This window comes from Salinisphaera sp. RV14, assembly GCF_052044135.1.
Classification (GTDB): domain Bacteria; phylum Pseudomonadota; class Gammaproteobacteria; order Nevskiales; family Salinisphaeraceae; genus Salinisphaera.
In genome coordinates this window covers 14,114-29,621 of sequence record NZ_JBQDYF010000014.1, presented here as the reverse complement: position 1 = coordinate 29,621, position 15,508 = coordinate 14,114, and the positions used below count along the sequence as shown (strand labels likewise).

The following is a 15,508-nucleotide window of genomic DNA, read 5'->3' as shown; positions in this document are numbered from 1 at the left end:
AGGGTTTCGGGCGGACTATAGACTTGCGGGGAATCGCAGGCCGTTCGCGCATCGTTATGCCGGGTTGCGCCGCTTCGGGCCGTTCCACGGCCCCGTGTGCGACCGGTGACATTCAAGGAGAGCGGTTTGTTCACTCAGGGATTGACCGGCAAGCGGCCGGTGCGCATGCGCGCGAAAACGGGCGGGTGCCCTGAAGCGGCCGCCCGATGTGAACGCGAGGGGCGCGGCCGTGTGCAAGCCGTGCCGTCGACCCGATCAGAGGCTTTCTAGCATGGCGTGGAACGAGCCCGGCAAGGGCAAGGATCCGTGGGGCGGGGGCAACCGCAACAACAGTGGCGGCAACGGTGGCGGACCGCCGGATCTCGACCAGATATGGAAGCGCTTTCGTGAGCGCTTTTCCGGCAAGCGCGGCGGTGGCGCCGGCGGCGGCAGCAATGGCGGGGGCGGCATCGGCGGCGGCGTGTTTGTCGCGCTCGTGCCGGTCGTCTTCGTGATCTGGCTGGCCACCGGGCTTTACGTCGTACAGCCGGGCGAGAAGGGCGTCGTGCTGCGATTGGGGGCGTATACACACACCGCCGACGCGGGCTGGCACTGGCATTTGCCGTACCCGATCAGCACCGTGTCCAAGGTCGACACGCACCAGGTGCGTCGGACCAGCAACCGCGCGGTCATGCTGACCAAGGACGAGAACATCGTCGATGTCGAGGTCTCGGTGCAATACCGCATCTCGGATGCCATGAGCTATCTGTTCCAGTTGCAGGATCCCGAGAACACCGTGCAGCAGGTGCTGCGTTCGGCTGTGCGCGAGATCGTCGGCACTTCGGACATGAACCAGGTGATCCAGGAAGGGGTTCAGGTCAACCAGCTCGACAACAAGGCGATGGCCCATGTCGACCTCAAGGAGAACTCCGGTCAGCCCAAGAAGAAGAACGGGCTGAAGGATATGGACAAGAAGCTCGCCAGCCAGGTCAAGCAGAAGCAGAACGAATACCCGCAGATCACCGATCGCTCGCGTGCGAAGCTGCCGGACAACGTGCGCCGGATCATGCAGTACACGTTGAACAAGTATCACGCCGGCATTCAGATTATCGCGGTCAACGTGCAGTACGCCCAGCCGCCGGAGCAGGTGCAGGGCGCCTTCCAGGAGGCCATCAAGGCGCGCGAGGAAGAAGAGCGCGCCAAGAACATCGCCCGTGCCTATGCCCGCGATATCGTGGCGCGCGCCCAGGGCGACAAGGCGCAGATCATTGCCCAGGCACGCGCTTACAAGCAGCGCAAGATCAACCGCGCCGAGGGCCAGGCGGCCCGCTTCTCCGACCTGCTCGTCCAGTACGAGAAGGCGCCCCAGGTGACCCGCGAGCGGCTGTATCTGGAGACCATGGGCGATGTGCTGTCGGCCTCTCATCTGATCCTCAACGACGGGTCGTCGAATTCGATGAGTTATCTGCCGCTGGACAAGATTCTCGGCAAGTCGACGGGTTCGAACAAATCCGCCAGCAATGGCGATTCCGGTTCGAGCGGCAGCGCCAACGCGTCCGCCCCCCTGCCGAGCCAGTCGGGTGACAACGGTAGCGGCAACGGTTCGAGTACGAGCGGCAACTCCGGCTCGAACGTCGACAACCTGCGCAGCCGGAGCCGCAACTCATGAATGGCAAGCAGATTTTTGCTCTGATCCTCGTCGTCATCGCGGCCTATGTGGCCTATGACTCGGTGTTTGTGGTGACGCCGCGCCAACGCGTGGTGGTGGTGCAGATGGGTAAAATCATCGGTTCCCAGTACCAGCCCGGCCTGCACTTCAAGATTCCGTTCGTGCAGCAGGTGCATCGTTTCGATCGGCGTGTGATGACGCTGACCGGCGATATCCACCGCGTGCTGACCTCGGAGAACAAGAACCTGTCGGTGGATTACTTCGTCAAATGGCAGATCGCCAAGCCGGTGAAGTACTATCTGTCGACCCACGGCAACGCCGATCGGGCACGCAGCCTGTTGACCGAGTCCGTGCAGAACGATTTGCTGGCGGAGTTCTCCAAGCGCACCATCCGGCAGGCCGTCGGCGATGACCGTAACGAGATCGTCGCCGCGGTTCAGGTGCAGGTGAACCAGGCCGCCAAGCAGCTCGGCATCGATGTGAAGGATGTGCGCATCATGAAGCTTGATCTGCCGTCCAAGGTCAGCGATACGGTCTACGAGCGCATGCGCTCGGAGCGCCAGGAAGTGATCCGTACGCTGCGTGCGCAGGGCGATGCGGCGGCCAAGGAAATTCGTTCCGATGCCGAGCGCGAGCGTACAGTGGTGCTGGCCAAGGCCTACAAGCAGGCCGAGTCGATCCGGGGGCAGGGCGATGCCAAGGCGGCACAGGTCTACGCCGATGCCTACAAGAAGAATCCCGGCTTCTACAGCTTCTATCGCAGTCTGCAGGTCTACCGGCAGAGCATCGGCGACAAGGATGTCCTGTTGCTCAAGCCCGATGGCAAGCTTTTCAAGTACTTCAATCCCGCGCTCGCCGCGGGTGCCGGCCACCAGAAATAGCAGCCGCGGACGATGTGGGCCGATCTGTTGCGCGCTTTGGCGCTCGTCTGCGTGATCGAGGGGCTGATGCCCTTCATCGCGCCGGAGCGCTGGCGTGAGACCGTGATGCGGCTGGCCAATGTCGCGCCGCGCCAGTTGCGTATCTTCGGGGCCGTGATGATCGCCGTCGGCGTCGTGGCGCTGCAGTTTCTACACCATTTTTAGAGCCATGCAATCCAAACGTTGGTTACTGCCGGAAGGCGTTCAGGAGACGGTCCCGCCGGAATCGTGGCGGCTGGAGGCGGCACGCCGGGCGTTGCTCGATCTCTACTGGCGCTGGGGCTACGAACTCATTCGGCCGCCGCTGATTGAATATCTCGATTCCTTGCTCACCGGCGCCGGCCATGAGCTGGATCTGCATACGTTCAAGCTCACGGATCAGCTCAACGGCCGCATGATGGGCGTCCGCTCCGACATGACCACCCAGGCCACGCGCATCGATGCGCACCGGCTGGCTGCGACCGGCCCCGCGCGCTACTGCTATATCGGCAGCGTGTTGCGGACCCGCCCGGACGAACCGGGCGGCTCGCGCTCGCCGCTGCAGGTCGGGGTGGAGAAATTCGGCGACGCCCATCTGCACAGCGATCTCGAGATCGTGTCGCTGATGCTGGAGACGCTGCACGGCATGGGGATCGAGCGGGCCTATCTGGATCTCGGTCACGTGGCCATCTATCGCCGACTGGTGGCGCTCGCCGGCGTCTCGGCCGATTTCGAGCCCACGCTGTTCGACGTGGTTCAGCGCAAGTCGCGGCCCGATCTAGACCGGCTGGCCGCGGACGGGCGGCTCGGGGCATCGTTGCACGACCGTCTCGCCACGCTGATCGGGCTCAACGGTCCGGCGTCGGTACTGGCCGCGGCGCGCACCGCGCTCGGCGGCATCGATGAAGGCATCGATCATGCGCTGGACGAAACAGCCGCCATGGTCGCGCTGATCGAGGCGCATTATCCGGACATGCCATTGTTCGTCGATCTGGCCGAGCTGCGCGGGTATCGCTACAAGACCGGTTTGCTGTTCGCCGCGTTCGCCCCCGGCCTCGGCCGGGAACTGGCGCGTGGCGGCCGCTACGACGATGTCGGCTCGGCTTTCGGCCGGCCGCGGCCGGCGACCGGCTTCTCGGCCGATCTCAACCTGCTGGCCGCACTCGGCGAGTTCGCCGACGATCGGCCGGCCGGCGGTATTTTCGCGCCGTCCGACGATGACGACCAAGCATTACTCGCCGAAATCCGGCGCCTGCGGGCGTCCGGCGAGCGCGTGGTGGTCGCCACGCCCGCGCATACCGAAACCACCGGTTCGGGCTGCGATCGCATTCTGGAACAGATCGACGGCACCTGGCAGGTCCGTCCGCTAGGGGATAGGCAACATGGGTAAACGGGTCATCGTCATCGGCAGCCAGTGGGGTGATGAAGGCAAGGGCAAGATTGTCGATCTGCTCACCGATCGCACCCGGCACGTCGTGCGCTTTCAGGGCGGGCACAACGCCGGGCATACGCTGGTCATCAACGGCGAGAAGACGATCCTGCGATTGATTCCGTCCGGCATTCTGCACGACGGGGTGACGTGCTATATCGGCAACGGCGTGGTGCTGTCGCCGGACGCGTTGCTGGAGGAGATGGGCGAGCTTGACGCCCGCGGCGTGCCGGTGCGCGACAAGTTGCGCATCAGTCCGGCCTGTCCGTTGATCCTGCCGTATCACATCGCGCTCGACAAGGCGCGTGAGGCCGCGCGCGGCAAGACCGCCATCGGCACGACCGGGCGGGGTATCGGCCCGGCCTACGAGGACAAGGTCGCCCGGCGCGCGGTACGCGTGTCCGACCTGTTCCGGCGCGAGCTGCTGGCGTCCAAGCTGGGCGAGGCGCTCGATTTCCATAATTTCGTGCTCAAGAACTATCTCGGCCAGGCGCCGGTCGATTTCCAGCAGACACTCGACCAGGCGCTCGAACACGCCGAGCAGATTCGCCCGATGGTCGCCGATGTGGTCGAGTTGCTGCGCCGAGCCTATGTGGCCGATGAGTCGATTCTGTTCGAGGGCGCCCAGGGGGCACTGCTCGACGTCGACCACGGCACCTATCCGTTCGTGACCTCCTCGAACACCACTGCCGGCGGGGCCTCGACGGGTTCCGGCGTTGGCCCGACCTATTTCGATTATGTGCTGGGTGTGGTCAAGGCCTACACCACGCGGGTCGGTTCCGGCCCATTCCCGACCGAACTGGACGATCATTACGGCAAGCATCTCGCCGACAAGGGCGCCGAGTTCGGGGCGGTCACGGGTCGGCCGCGTCGCTGCGGCTGGTTCGATGCCGTCGGCCTGCGGCGCGCGGCGTTCAACAACAGCCTGTCGGGCCTGTGCATCACCAAGCTCGACGTACTCGACGGGCTGGACGCCATCCGGCTCTGCACCGGCTATCGCTGCGGCGATGAAACGCTGAGCGTGCCGCCGGCGGGGGCCGAGGCACTGGCCAGCTGCGAGCCCATTTACGAGGAAATGCCGGGCTGGAAGGAATCCACCGTCGGCCTGCGCGATTACACGGCGCTGCCGGCCAACGCGCGTGCCTACCTGGATCGGCTGGCCGAGATCACCGGCGTGCCGATCGACATCGTATCGACCGGGCCGGACCGGGCCGACACCATTATTCTCCGGCATCCGCTGGCCGAAGACTGAGCCCGGGGCGGCGCTCGGCCGCCTCACCCCTTCCGGCCGGACGTCGCGCGCCGGTGGCGGGTGCGGGTCCGGCCTGGTACGCAAGCTGCACGGTCACGGCCCTGACCCATTACGCTGGCGGCCGTGGCCGCCGTCACAGGAGCATGCACCGATGACCCAGCACGGCGACGATGCCGCAGCCGCTGCCACCGACCGGGATCCGGTCGCGCGCTTCTTCGAGTTTGATCGCGAGGGCACCGACTACCGGCGCGAGATCGTCGGCGGCGTGACGACGTTCCTGGCCATGGCCTACATCATGTTCGTCAATCCGAGCATTCTCTCGGCGGCGGGCATGGCGCAGGGCGCGGTGTTCACGGCCACGGCGCTGGCCTCGATCGTCGGTTGCGTGCTGATGGCGCTGGTGGCGCGTTACCCGGTCGGGATCGCGCCGAGCATGGGGCTCAATGCCTTTTTCGCCTACTCGGTGGTGTTGGGCATGGGCGTGCCGTGGCAGACGGCGCTGGTCGGCGTCCTGTTTTCGGGCCTGATTTTCGTACTGATCACCGTGTTGCGGCTGCGCGAGATGATTCTGGATGCCATCCCCGTCGATCTGAAGATGGCATCCGCATGCGGCATCGGCCTGTTCATCGCCCTGATCGGCTTCGAGGATTCCGGGATCGTCGTCAACAACAAGGCCACGCTGGTCACCCTTGGCGATCTGACCTCGCCGGGCACGCTGTTGACGGTATTCGGTCTGTTTGCGTCGATCGTGCTGATGTTGCGTCGCCTGCCGGGCGCGATCTTCTTCGGCATGGTGCTGACCGCGCTGCTCGGGATGGCCACGGGCGTGATCACGACGCCGCACGCCATCATCGGCCACGTGCCCAGCGTGGCGCCGGTATTCGGGGTGGCCATCACGCAGCTGTTCCACGCGCCGGGCGATGTATTCACGCTCAAACTGCTGGTGGTGGTGTTGACGTTCCTGTTCGTCGAATTCTTCGATACCGCGGGCACGCTGATGGCCGTGGCAACCCAGGCCGGGCTGATCGACGGCAACCGCATCCGGCGCTCGCGCCAGGCGCTGCTCGCGGATTCGGGCTCGGTGGTGGCCTCCGCCGTGATCGGGACTTCGCCGACGACGTCCTATATCGAATCCACCGCCGGTGTCGCCTCCGGCGCGCGCACCGGCTTTGCCTCGCTGGTCACCGCGTCGCTGTTCGTGCTGGCGTTGTTCTTCTCGCCTTTGCTTTCCGTGGTGACCTCGAGTGTCACCGCGCCGGCGCTCATAATCGTCGGCGTGCTCATGGTCTCGTCGCTCGGTGAAATCCAATGGCAGCGTCTGGAGATCGCGGTGCCGGCGTTTCTGACCTTGATCACGATGCCCGTGACCTACAGCATCGCCAACGGTATCGCGCTCGGCCTGGTGGTGTATCCCGTGACCATGGTGGTCAGTGGGCGAGGGCGCGAGTTGCACCCGATTCTTTATGCGTTGTTCGTGATCTTCGTCGGTTACTTCGCGTTTCTGGCCTGAGCGGCGGGCCGTGCATCGCGTTCCAGTAAAATGAACCGATCGCGGCCGCCACGCTTGGCCTGGTACAGTGCACGGTCGGCCCGCTTGAGGATATCGTCGATATTCTCGCGGCAGTCGGTCAGCGTGAGCCCGGCGCTGCCCGACAGCGCGATCCGGTCCGGTCCGGCCCGGAAATCGGCAGAGCGCAGTGCTTCGAGCAAACGCTCGACCACCCGGGTCGCCGTCTCCGCGGTCGCGTCGGGCAGCAACAACAGGAATTCCTCACCGCCCCAGCGCCCGAGTACGTCGGTTCCGCGCAGCCGCGCCGCGGCCCGTCTTGCGAACAACTGCAGGGCGGCATCGCCGGTGGCGTGACCGTAATGGTCGTTGATCTGTTTGAAATGATCGAAGTCGAACAGCGCCACGCCGAGGGAGCGACCCTGGCGGCGCCCGCGGTCGAGTTCGCGCCGGATGCGGTCGGTGAGTTCGCGCCGATTGCCGAGGCCGGTCAGTTCGTCCTGGCTCGCCACGCGCTGCAACTGGTCATGCGCCTGGCGCAACTCGCGCAGGGTCTCGTTGCGATCCATCTCGTGACTGAGCCATTGCCCGAACATGCTCACGAGCTTGATATCGTGATCGGTAAATGCCGTGGTCGATTCCGAGCTCGAAAACCCGATGGCACCGATGAATCGGCCCCGGATATTAAGCGGTGCCCCGATATACGACGCAACGCCGAAACGCTGGTAGGCCGGGTGATCGCAGATCTCCGGATGCGTCGATCGGTCGGCCGCGTAAGGGCCGCGCCGCGACACGATCTCGAAACAATGCGTGTCGCGTACGTCGTAAACCTGGCCCGGCTGGATGTAATCGTGGGCGTCCACCGCGTCCACTACTTCATAGCGATTGTTCTCGATTCGGCTGACGATGCCCACGGGCATGCCGAAGTATTCGCAGCCGAGTTCGAGGATGGCACGGCGTGCTTGTTCGAACGACAGTTCCGGGTTGGAACTGATGGTATACAGCCGTTCCAGCACGTTGTCGCTGGCTAGCTTTGCGGTGACATCGCGGATGATCGCCATGAACAGCGTGACCCGGCCCTGGCTGTCGCTGATCGGGCCGCCGATGGTTTCGCCGGTGAAAACGCTGCCATCGAGTCGCCGGTAGCGCGCGAGGTACTGATCGTGGCGCGCGTTCGTGCGTAGATTGAAACGTTTTTCGCCTTGCTCGAAGAAGTCGGTCTCGTTGGCGTAGAGCAGCGAGCCCGGCTGACCCACGAGATCCGCCTTGCTGCAGCGAAACAGACGCGCGGCCGCCGCATTGACCATGGCCAGCCGGCGATCCGGGCTGCCGATGATGACGGCTTCGGGCAGGTCTTCGAAAAGATGCTCAAGGATCAGCCGGGCGGACGCGTTGTCCTCCGGCAAGTCGGGATGCATCGGTAAGATGTGATTGCGATCGGTCATGCAGGCTCGTCCAGGGCGGTCTGACATCGCTGTTTCGGTGGGCCGGGGCACCAGTTTAAACAGTGATGGCCAGGCCAGCTGACGAAATCGTATCGATCGAGCGGCGCCCGCGCGCATATGGGCGGTGAGAGCTTGGCTATCGCAATAAAAAGGGCATGGAGAACCTCCATGCCCTCGCTGTCTGGCTCCCCGGGACGGGCTCGAACCGCCGACCTAGTGATTAACAGTCACCCGCTCTACCAACTGAGCTACCGGGGAATTTCTTCACCGCACCGCGGCGAAGGACGCGTATCCTAGGCGATGAAATCCCGATTGGCAAGCCTGTGTCGGCAAATCGTTTGTCGTACCGGGAATCCGGTTGTATGCATGCGTTCGCAGCTCGCCCGCGGGTGCGTCGACGGCGCGGCGCGGTGCGTATCGCAACGCCTTGTAATCGCCCGTTTCCGGGCCAATGGTTGGAGCTATGAGCAACGGACTGCAACTTAAAGCGAATTGGGCGCCCGCCGGCGATCAGCCGGCTGCGATCGAGGGCCTGGTGGAAGGGCTGGACGATGGCCTTGCGCATCAGGTGCTGCTGGGCGTGACCGGTTCGGGCAAGACCTTCACCATGGCCAACGTCGCCATGAAGGCCGGCCGGCCGATGCTGATCATGGCGCCGAACAAGACGCTGGCGGCGCAGTTGTACGGGGAGATGAAGGAGTTCTTCCCGGACAACGCCGTGGAGTACTTCGTCTCCTACTACGACTATTATCAGCCCGAGGCGTATGTGCCGTCGTCGGATACCTTCATCGAGAAGGATTCGTCGATGAACGAGCACATCGAGCAGATGCGCTTGTCGGCGACCAAGGCGCTGATCGAGCGCCGCGACACCATCGTGGTGGCCTCGGTATCGGCGATCTACGGCCTGGGCGACCCGCAGGCCTACTTCGCCATGGTCCTGCATCTGGACGAAGGCGAGCAGATCGGTCAACGCGATCTGGTCAAGCGCCTGACCGAGCTGCAGTACACGCGCAACGACATGACGCTGGAGCGCGGCACCTATCGCGTGCGCGGCGAGATCATCGACGTGTTTCCGGCCGAGGAGGATGAAGAGGCCGTGCGCATCGAACTGTTCGATGACGAGATCGAGCGGTTGTCGTTCTTCGATCCGCTGACCGGGACGGTCAATCGCAAGGTGCCACGCCTGACGATCTATCCGAAGACTCATTACGTCACCCCGCGCGAGCGCATCGTGGGCGCGATGGATTCGATCAAGGCCGAGATGCAGGAGCGGGTGAAGTATTTCCAGTCGGTGGGCAAGCTGATCGAGGCCCAGCGCATCGAGCAGCGCACGCTGTTCGACCTGGAGATGATCAACGAGATCGGCTTCTGTTCCGGCATCGAGAACTATTCGCGCTATCTGTCCGGTCGCGCGCCGGGCGAGCCGCCGCCGTGTCTGCTGGATTATCTGCCGGACGACGCGATCATGGTGCTGGACGAGTCGCATGTGACCGTGCCCCAGATCGGCGGCATGTACAAGGGCGACCGCGCGCGCAAGGAGACGCTGGTCGAGTACGGTTTCCGGCTGCCGTCGGCGCTGGACAATCGCCCGCTGAAGTTCGAGGAGTTCGAGCGGGTGGCGCCGCAGCGGATCTATGTCTCGGCCACGCCGGGGCCGTATGAGCTCGAACACACCGACAACACCGTCGAACAGGTGGTGCGGCCGACCGGCCTGGTGGATCCGGAGGTCGAGATTCGCCCGGCCGAGACCCAGGTCGACGATCTGCTGTCCGAGATTCAGACCGTGGTGACGAAAAAGCAGCGTGTGCTGGTGACCACACTCACCAAGCGCATGGCCGAGGATCTGACGGAATACCTGCACGAAGCCGGGGTGGCGGTGCGTTATCTGCACTCGGACATCGACACCGTCGAGCGCAGCGAGATCATTCGCGATCTGCGTCTCGGCGAGTTCGACGTGCTGGTGGGAATCAACCTGCTGCGTGAAGGGCTGGATATCCCGGAAGTGGCGCTGGTGGGCGTGCTCGATGCCGACAAGGAAGGCTTCCTGCGGGCCGAGCGTTCGCTGATCCAGACCATGGGCCGTGCGGCCCGCAATGTCGAGGGTCGCGCGATTCTCTATGCCGACCAGATCACTGGCTCCATGCGCCGGGCGATCGACGAAACCGAACGCCGGCGCGCCAAGCAGATCGCCTTCAACGAAGAGCATGGCATCACGCCCAAGACCATCCAGAAGGCGGTCGCCGACGTGATGCGCCACGGTTACGAGGACTACAGCCAGGTCAAGGAGAAGAAAAAGGTTGCCGAGGTCGGCGCCGACTACGCCAAAATGTCGGCAAGCCAGTTGGCCAAGGAGATCGAGAAGCTCGAGAAGCAGATGTTCAAGCACGCCGAGAATCTCGAATTCGAGGAGGCCGGCCGGATCCGCGACCGGATCGGCAAGATCCGCGAGTATGCGCTGGAACTGCCGGCGAAGGCGGGGTAGTCGCCGCGGCTGCGTCGCCGCAGGGGGCGACAGGTTCGCCGCGTCTGGGTTCTCGAGATTTTTTCCGGCAGGGGGTTGCCGAAACCGACGGATGCCGGTATCTTTTCGCACCTCAGCAGGCGCGTAGCTCAGTTGGTTAGAGCGCTACCTTGACATGGTAGAGGTCGCTGGTTCGAATCCGGCCGCGCCTACCACTTTCGCTGATTCGCGGTTAAAGCCGTGGATTGCCGTGTGGCGATGGATCGTGGGATTGTCACCATCGACCCTTCGGGTCGCGGTTGTCGCCTTCTCGCGAAGACGTGGATCCTGCTGTCGCCCTGCGGCGTTGGTGTCGTGTTGTCGAATCCGGCCATGCGTACCAGAATCGAAGAATCAGCCGTTGGCTCTCGCCGGCGGCTTTTTTGCTTTCAGCGGCCCGCTCGGGTCGGCCATGCACGCGGCTCTTCGTATCGGCCGCCACTGAGTAGGACATCGCGATGCCCGCCATCACGCTTCCCGACGGTACCGTCAAACAGTTCGATCAGGCCGTGACCGGCATGCAGGTCGCCGAGTCGATCGGCGCCGGCCTGGCCCGGGCCACACTTGCCGCGCGCATCGATGGCGAACTGGCCGATGCCTCCGTGCCCATCGATCATGACGCGAAAGTCGAACTGGTCACGGCACGCGAGCCGGACGGGCTCGACATCATCCGCCACTCCTGTGCGCATCTGCTCGGCCAGGCGCTCAAGACGATGTATCCCGACGTGCAGATGGCCATCGGGCCGGTCATCGACGATGGCTTCTATTACGACATCAACATCGGCCGCGCGCTCACGCCCGACGATCTCGAGGCGATCGAGGCGCGCATGCACGAACTGGCCAAGCGCGATCACGAGGTGATCCGCGAAGTGGTCACGCGCGACAAGGCGCTGGCGACGTTTGCCGATCGCAACGAGCCCTACAAGCAGGCGATCGTGCGTGAAATCCCGGAAGGCGAGACCATCGCGCTGTATCACCACGAGGATTACGTGGACATGTGCCGCGGTCCGCACGTGCCCAACTCGCGGCACCTGCGCCACTTCAAGCTGATGAGTCTGGCCGGCGCCTACTGGCGCGGCGACTCCGACAACGAGATGCTCACCCGCATCTATGGTACCGCCTGGGCCAGTGAGAAGGATCTGAAAGCGCATCTGGTCTTCCTCGAGGAGGCCAGGAAGCGCGATCATCGGCTGATCGCCCGCAAGCAGGATCTGTTTCATATCCAGGAAGAAGCCCCGGGCATGATCTTCTGGCACGACCGCGGCTGGCAGATCTATCTGCAGATCACCGACTACATCCGCGCGCGCCTGGATCGCGAAGGCTACAAGGAAGTCCATACACCGTCGCTGATCGATCTGTCGTTGTGGGAGAAATCCGGCCACGCCGAGAAGTTCGCCGACGACATGTTCATCACCGGTTCGGAGGATCGCCAGTTCGCGGTCAAGCCGATGAATTGCCCGGCGCACGTGCAGATCTACAATCGCGGCCTGAAGAGCTATCGCGACCTGCCGCTGCGGCTGGCCGAGTTCGGCTCCTGTCATCGCAACGAGGCCTCGGGCACGCTGCACGGGTTGATGCGCGTGCGCGGTTTTACCCAGGACGATGCGCATATCTTCTGCACCGAGGCGCAGGTGGGCGAAGAGGTGTCCAGGTTCACGGACCTGCTGTACGAGGTCTATGCTGACTTCGGCTTCGACGACGTGCTGATCAAGCTGTCGACGCGCCCGGAAAAGCGAGTCGGCTCCGACGAGATCTGGGACAAGTCCGAGGCGGCCCTGCAGAAGTGTCTCGAGGACAAGGGCCTGGATTTCGAGCTGCAGCCGGGCGAGGGCGCCTTTTACGGCCCCAAGATCGAGTTCTCGCTGCGCGACTGTCTCAATCGCGTCTGGCAGCTCGGCACCATGCAGCTGGATTTCTCCATGCCCGAGCGGCTGGGCGCCGGATACGTCGACGAAAACGGCGATCGGCAGGTGCCGGTCATGCTGCACCGTGCCATACTGGGCTCTCTCGAGCGCTTCATCGGTATTCTCATCGAACACCATGCGGGCTCGATGCCGGTCTGGCTGTCGCCGACGCAAGCGGTTGTTCTCAACATTACCGATGCCCAGGCCGAATACGCGTCGGCGCTGGCGCATACCCTGCGGGATGCCGGCATCCGAGTCGATACGGACTTGAGAAATGAAAAGGTCGGCTACAAGATCAGGGAGCATACAATGCAACGTGTGCCCTATCTGCTGGTAGTCGGCGATCGCGAGATGGCTGATGGCGCGGTGGCCGTTCGTACCCGAAATGGTGAGGATCTCGGCGCCATGCCGGTGGCCGATTTCGTGGAACGGGCGACGACCCAGATCAGGAACCGAGAATGAACCCAACAAGCTGGTAGAATTCACGCGGTGTTTTATATATAATCGCGCGCTTTACGCCCGTCGGACCGGTCGACCGGGTGTGACGCCGGCTTAGCAAGGAGGATGTCGACAATCGCTGCTGCCCAAAAAGATCGCAGAAACGAAGCGATCACTGCGCGGGAAGTTCGAGTCATCGATCCCGAAGGTGAACAGGTTGGCATCATGCCAATCGAGCAAGCGCTGGCGAAAGCCGGTGAATATGATCTCGATCTCGTCGAGGTGTCGCCGAATGCGAGCCCGCCGGTAACGCGGATCATGGATTACGGCAAGCACGTCTTCGAAAAGAAGAAGACGCAGCAAGCCGGCAAGTCGAAGCAGAAGCAAACGCAGCTCAAGGAAGTGAAATTTCGCCCCGGTACCGACAAGGGCGACTACAACATCAAGCTGCGCAAGCTCAAAGAGTTTCTGGAAGACGGGGACAAGATCAAAATCACGCTGCGTTTCCGGGGTCGTGAAATGGCCCATCAGGAACTTGGCATGGAATTGATGGAACACGTCCAGTCCGATCTGGAGGAATGGGCCACCGTTGAACAGCGGCCGGAAATGCAGGGTCGCCTGATGACCATGGTCATGTCCCCGATCAAGGGCGTGCCCCGAAACAGCAAGAAATAGCGGCGTAACCGCCTACAGTTCGAGTCGAGAAGAGAGTCGTATGCCTAAGATCAAGACAAATCGCGGCGCCGCCAAGCGCTTGAAGCGCACCGGCAGCGGCAAGCTCAAGCGCGCTCGCGCCTTCGGGAATCACATCCTGACCAAGAAGGCGCCCAAGCGTAAGCAGCGCCTGGCCAAGAGCGCCCTCGTCGACAAGGCGGACCAGCGCCCGATGGAGCGTCTGCTGCCCTATAAATAGGGCGTTGCCGACACTCGGATATTCATAGCGCGCCGACTTCGGCGCGCTTTCCATTAGATTTACAACAGGAAGCGCGAAAATGGCACGAGTCAGTCGCGGCGTGACGGCCAAGGCCCGTCACAAGAAGATTCTCAAAAAGGCCAAGGGCTACTACGGCGCGCGCAGCCGCACGTTCCGGGTGGCGAACCAGGCGGTCATCAAGGCGGGCCAGTATGCCTATCGCGATCGTCGCAATCGCAAGCGCGATTTCCGCTCGCTGTGGATCACCCGGATCAGCGCTGCCGCCAAGGCCCAGGGCATGTCCTACAGCACATTCATGAACGGTTTGAAGAAGGCCGGTATCGAGCTCGATCGCAAGATCCTGGCCGATCTCGCGGTGCGCGACAAGGCGACGTTTGCCGCCGTTCTGGCGCAGGCCAAGGCCGCCCAATAGCTGTGATCGCTGCGCGCCCGTCGCGCGCTGTTTGATGGATGGCGATCAAAGGGAAAGGCCGTGGCCTTTCCCTTTTGTTTTGCGGGCCTCAAAACAAACCGTAGTTCGGAGACGGCCGGGAGGGCCGAGCGCATGACGAGTGAACTCGAGCAGTTGCGCCAACGCGCGATGTCGGATATCGCAGCGGCCGAGGATCTGCGCGCCCTTGATGCGCAGCGCGTGGCGCTGCTCGGCAAGAAAGGCGAGATCACCGCGCGCCTCAAGTCCCTGGGCGCGCTGCCCGCGGCACAACGCAAGTCGGCCGGGGCGGAGATCAACGCGCTCAAGCGCGAGCTCGCCGAGGCCATCGAGCGTCGGCGCCACGCGCTCGAGGAGCGCCAGTTCGCCGAGCGCATGGCGCGCGAGTCGGTTGACGTGACGTTGCCCGGGCGCGGCGAGACGCCCGGCGCGATCCACCCGATCACGCTCACCCGCCGCCGCATCGAGGCATTGTTCGTCCAGCGCGGCTTCGAGGTGGTGGAAGGTCCCGAGATCGAGGACGACTATCATAATTTCGAAGCCCTCAACGTGCCGCCGGATCACCCGGCGCGCGCCATGCAGGACACGTTCTACCTCGACGCCGGTCGTCTGTTGCTGCGCACGCATACCTCTCCGGTTCAGATCCGTACCATGGAGCAGCGGCAACCGCCGATCCGCGTGATTGCGCCGGGGCGCGTCTATCGGCACGACTCCGATCGCACCCACAGCCCAATGTTCCATCAGGTGGAGGGCCTGTACGTCGCCGAGCATGTGAGCTTCGCGGAGCTGCGTGCGGAACTGCAATCGTTTCTTCAGGCGTTTTTCGATACGGAACTCACGCTGCGCTTCCGGCCGTCGTATTTCCCGTTCACCGAACCCTCGGCCGAAGTCGACATCGACGGCCTGGGACTTGGCACCGGGTCCGGCTGGATGGAAGTGCTGGGTTGCGGCATGGTCCACCCGAACGTGTTGCAAGCCGCCGGTGTGGACCCGTCGCGCTACACCGGCTACGCCTTCGGCATGGGGATTGAGCGGCTGGCCATGCTCCGTTATGGCGTGACCGATCTGCGCCAGTTCTACAACAACGATCTGCGCATGCTCGCGCAGTTCGCTTAAGGACGC

Annotated in this window: 13 protein-coding genes and 2 tRNA genes; 13 read left to right on the top strand and 2 right to left on the bottom strand. The window is 63.6% G+C overall.

Annotated elements, in window-relative coordinates; all coding sequences use genetic code 11:
* Nucleotides 1–271 precede the first annotated feature (271 nt).
* From hflK to ACS8Y6_RS13525, 6 genes are all read left to right on the top strand, one after another.
* On the top strand, nt 272–1,648 hold the full coding sequence (gene hflK, locus ACS8Y6_RS13550; protein ID WP_440848223.1) for a protease modulator HflK: 1,377 nt from the start codon (nt 272–274) through the stop codon (nt 1,646–1,648).
* Nucleotides 1,645–2,529 (top strand): protease modulator HflC, encoded by an 885-nt coding sequence (gene hflC, locus ACS8Y6_RS13545; RefSeq protein ID WP_440848224.1) that lies wholly within the window; start codon nt 1,645–1,647, stop codon nt 2,527–2,529. The genes hflK and hflC overlap by 4 nt, the downstream gene beginning before the upstream one ends.
* A gap of 27 nt (nt 2,530–2,556) precedes the next feature.
* Entirely contained in the window at nt 2,557–2,733 is a 177-nt protein-coding gene (locus ACS8Y6_RS13540) for a DUF2065 domain-containing protein (protein ID WP_440855750.1), read from the top strand.
* 4 nt (nt 2,734–2,737) lie between these two features.
* On the top strand, nt 2,738–3,937 hold the full coding sequence (locus tag ACS8Y6_RS13535) for an ATP phosphoribosyltransferase regulatory subunit (protein WP_440848226.1): 1,200 nt from the start codon (nt 2,738–2,740) through the stop codon (nt 3,935–3,937).
* Nucleotides 3,930–5,228 (top strand): adenylosuccinate synthase, encoded by a 1,299-nt coding sequence (locus ACS8Y6_RS13530; protein ID WP_109994325.1) that lies wholly within the window; start codon nt 3,930–3,932, stop codon nt 5,226–5,228. Before ACS8Y6_RS13535 ends, ACS8Y6_RS13530 begins: the two co-directional genes overlap by 8 nt.
* Nucleotides 5,229–5,379: 151 nt before the next feature.
* Nucleotides 5,380–6,738, top strand: coding sequence for an NCS2 family permease (locus tag ACS8Y6_RS13525; protein ID WP_440848227.1), 1,359 nt, complete (start codon nt 5,380–5,382; stop codon nt 6,736–6,738).
* On the opposite strand, the gene ACS8Y6_RS13520 is transcribed toward ACS8Y6_RS13525, so the two are convergent.
* The gene (locus tag ACS8Y6_RS13520) at nt 6,717–8,180 is read right to left on the bottom strand and encodes a bifunctional diguanylate cyclase/phosphodiesterase (RefSeq protein WP_440848228.1); all 1,464 of its coding nucleotides are present in this window, start codon (nt 8,178–8,180) and stop codon (nt 6,717–6,719) included. The two genes, ACS8Y6_RS13525 and ACS8Y6_RS13520, sit on opposite strands and share 22 nt — an antisense overlap.
* A 182-nt stretch (nt 8,181–8,362) precedes the next feature.
* Nucleotides 8,363–8,438 (bottom strand) — tRNA-Asn (locus ACS8Y6_RS13515).
* A gap of 205 nt (nt 8,439–8,643) precedes the next feature.
* Here ACS8Y6_RS13515 and uvrB point away from each other — a divergent pair.
* The 7 genes from uvrB (at nt 8,644) to pheS (ending at nt 15,502) form a co-directional block, all read left to right on the top strand.
* On the top strand, nt 8,644–10,662 hold the full coding sequence (gene uvrB / locus ACS8Y6_RS13510) for an excinuclease ABC subunit UvrB (RefSeq protein WP_109994328.1): 2,019 nt from the start codon (nt 8,644–8,646) through the stop codon (nt 10,660–10,662).
* Nucleotides 10,663–10,779: 117 nt separating this feature from the next.
* Nucleotides 10,780–10,856: transfer RNA gene (locus ACS8Y6_RS13505), tRNA-Val, on the top strand.
* A 282-nt stretch (nt 10,857–11,138) separates the two neighbouring features.
* Nucleotides 11,139–13,046, top strand: coding sequence for a threonine--tRNA ligase (gene thrS, locus ACS8Y6_RS13500; protein WP_440848241.1), 1,908 nt, complete (start codon nt 11,139–11,141; stop codon nt 13,044–13,046).
* Nucleotides 13,047–13,148: 102 nt separating this feature from the next.
* Complete coding sequence (infC, locus tag ACS8Y6_RS13495; RefSeq protein ID WP_109994330.1) at nt 13,149–13,697, top strand: translation initiation factor IF-3; 549 nt, start codon at nt 13,149–13,151, stop codon at nt 13,695–13,697.
* Nucleotides 13,698–13,737: 40 nt separating this feature from the next.
* Nucleotides 13,738–13,935: a 50S ribosomal protein L35 gene (gene rpmI / locus ACS8Y6_RS13490; protein ID WP_109994331.1), complete on the top strand. Its 198-nt coding sequence runs from the start codon at nt 13,738–13,740 to the stop codon at nt 13,933–13,935.
* 79 nt (nt 13,936–14,014) lie between these two features.
* Nucleotides 14,015–14,368: a 50S ribosomal protein L20 gene (gene rplT, locus ACS8Y6_RS13485; RefSeq protein WP_109994332.1), complete on the top strand. Its 354-nt coding sequence runs from the start codon at nt 14,015–14,017 to the stop codon at nt 14,366–14,368.
* Between the two features lie 132 nt (nt 14,369–14,500).
* A complete protein-coding gene (gene pheS / locus ACS8Y6_RS13480) occupies nt 14,501–15,502 on the top strand; it encodes a phenylalanine--tRNA ligase subunit alpha (RefSeq protein WP_440848242.1) in 1,002 nt (333 codons plus the stop codon).
* Nucleotides 15,503–15,508: the final 6 nt, after the last annotated feature.

Coding starts and splice junctions, on each gene's coding strand:
- rpmI (WP_109994331.1), top strand. CDS start 13,738: ATGCCTAAGATCAAGACAAATCGCGGCGCCGCCAAGCGCTTGAAGCGC.
- ACS8Y6_RS13520 (WP_440848228.1), bottom strand. CDS start 8,180: ATGACCGATCGCAATCACATCTTACCGATGCATCCCGACTTGCCGGAG.
- thrS (WP_440848241.1), top strand. CDS start 11,139: ATGCCCGCCATCACGCTTCCCGACGGTACCGTCAAACAGTTCGATCAG.
- uvrB (WP_109994328.1), top strand. CDS start 8,644: ATGAGCAACGGACTGCAACTTAAAGCGAATTGGGCGCCCGCCGGCGAT.
- pheS (WP_440848242.1), top strand. CDS start 14,501: ATGACGAGTGAACTCGAGCAGTTGCGCCAACGCGCGATGTCGGATATC.
- ACS8Y6_RS13525 (WP_440848227.1), top strand. CDS start 5,380: ATGACCCAGCACGGCGACGATGCCGCAGCCGCTGCCACCGACCGGGAT.
- hflK (WP_440848223.1), top strand. CDS start 272: ATGGCGTGGAACGAGCCCGGCAAGGGCAAGGATCCGTGGGGCGGGGGC.
- ACS8Y6_RS13535 (WP_440848226.1), top strand. CDS start 2,738: ATGCAATCCAAACGTTGGTTACTGCCGGAAGGCGTTCAGGAGACGGTC.
- ACS8Y6_RS13530 (WP_109994325.1), top strand. CDS start 3,930: ATGGGTAAACGGGTCATCGTCATCGGCAGCCAGTGGGGTGATGAAGGC.
- infC (WP_109994330.1), top strand. CDS start 13,149: ATGTCGACAATCGCTGCTGCCCAAAAAGATCGCAGAAACGAAGCGATC.
- rplT (WP_109994332.1), top strand. CDS start 14,015: ATGGCACGAGTCAGTCGCGGCGTGACGGCCAAGGCCCGTCACAAGAAG.
- hflC (WP_440848224.1), top strand. CDS start 1,645: ATGAATGGCAAGCAGATTTTTGCTCTGATCCTCGTCGTCATCGCGGCC.